The 1,358-nt window shown below is 55.9% G+C and carries 2 protein-coding genes; one reads left to right on the top strand and one right to left on the bottom strand.

Annotation, left to right across the window (positions count from 1 at the left end):
- Window positions 1–197: hypothetical protein (locus ACFWW2_RS01775; protein ID WP_393925646.1), on the top strand; the 197-nt coding region annotated here is incomplete at its 5' end.
- A 54-nt stretch (window positions 198–251) separates the two neighbouring features.
- Here the strand turns inward: ACFWW2_RS01775 and ACFWW2_RS01770 are convergent.
- Complete coding sequence (locus ACFWW2_RS01770) at window positions 252–1,271, bottom strand: IS110 family transposase (protein ID WP_393925645.1); 1,020 nt, start codon at window positions 1,269–1,271, stop codon at window positions 252–254.
- Window positions 1,272–1,358: the final 87 nt, after the last annotated feature.

Below are 1,358 nucleotides of genomic sequence, written 5' to 3'. Positions count from 1 at the left end.
TCTGTGGGTGGCTCCTGCATTGCAAGCGTTTTCTGGCGATGTTTGCGGTCATTTTCGTCAGTACCTTCGTCTGTCCGGCCTGTTTATGCGGTGGTGTTCCGCTGGCCCTGATGAATTCCGCGAGCGAGGTTCCAATCGGGTTATCGGCCTCAGAAGAGGGCCGTAGCCATTCCCGGAGTGTCCTTGCTCTTGGTTGACTTAACTCCGCATCATCACTTCAACGTCTTGCATCTCGTAGGCAGTCGGCGCGGTTAGAACGCGGGCTGCCGGTATTCCTGTTTCTTTGTGAGCATCGCCCAGATGGAACGCGCTGCTTTGTTTGCCATCGCGACTGTTGCCAGCCGGAACGGTTTCTCCGCGATGATCTTCGCCGTCCACAAATCCACTTTTTCAGGTGAGCGCTTCGCCATCACGGCGCGAGACGTCATGCCCACGACCAGAAGCTTACGAATGTAGCGGTCGCCAGCCTTTGTGGTCTTGCCCAATCGCTCCTTGCCGCCACTGGATTTGTTGAGCGGGGTCAGCCCCAGCCAAGCCGCTAGATCGCGCCCGGTGCGGAATTGTTTTGCGTCCCCGATCGTGGCGACAATGGCCGATGCCGTTATTGGCCCAATTCCTGGCATGCGCATCAATCTGCGCGCATCAGCATTTAGCAGAGCATCTTGTTCGATCATCTTTGAGTAGCCTTCGATGCGCTCGTTCAAACCGATGAACTGATAGCACTGGATACCAAGCATTCCGTTCGCGATCTCGGGCATGTCCGGGTGATCACCGTCAAGGTGGCGCTTCGCAAAGGCCGTTACCGCTTCGATCCCGATAGGCAAGATATGCCCGAACTCGCGCAACAGGCTGCGGATCATATTGGCCAGCTGGGTGCGCTGCCGGACTGCCAGATCCCGCGTGCGGTGGATCGATAGAATAGCCTGTTGATCCTCGGTCTTGATCTCGACAAAGCGCATCGTCGGGCGCCTGACGGCTTCGCAAATTGCCTCCGCGTCCACCGCATCTGTCTTTCCGCGTTTGACATAAGGCTTCACATAGTTTGCTGGCATTAGCCTGACGTCATGACCAAACTTGCGCAGCTGACGGCCCCAATGATGGGATGATCCACAGGCCTCCATTCCGATCGTACAAGGCGGCAACGTCTCAAAGAACGCCAAAAGCTTCGCACGCTTGATTGCCTTGTTGAAGATCACGCGCCCACTTTCTGAAATACCGTGAACTTGAAAAACATCCTTGGCCAAATCTAGGCCGACTGTCTTAACTGTCATTGGGTGGCTCCTATCCTAGCAGTTGATGATAACTGCACTTTGGCACATTCGATGCCGGTGGAGCAGGAGCCACCCACCTCATCCGGT

It is taken from the genome of Yoonia sp. R2-816 (genome assembly GCF_046762905.1).
Classification (GTDB): Bacteria; Pseudomonadota; Alphaproteobacteria; order Rhodobacterales; family Rhodobacteraceae; genus Yoonia.
The sequence above is the reverse complement of the archived record's forward strand: the minus strand, read 5'-3'. Positions and strand labels throughout refer to the sequence as shown.

What these genes read in the sequence shown, in the direction of transcription:
- ACFWW2_RS01770 (WP_393925645.1), bottom strand. Translation starts at nt 1,271, where the DNA reads ATGACAGTTAAGACAGTCGGCCTAGATTTGGCCAAGGATGTTTTTCAA.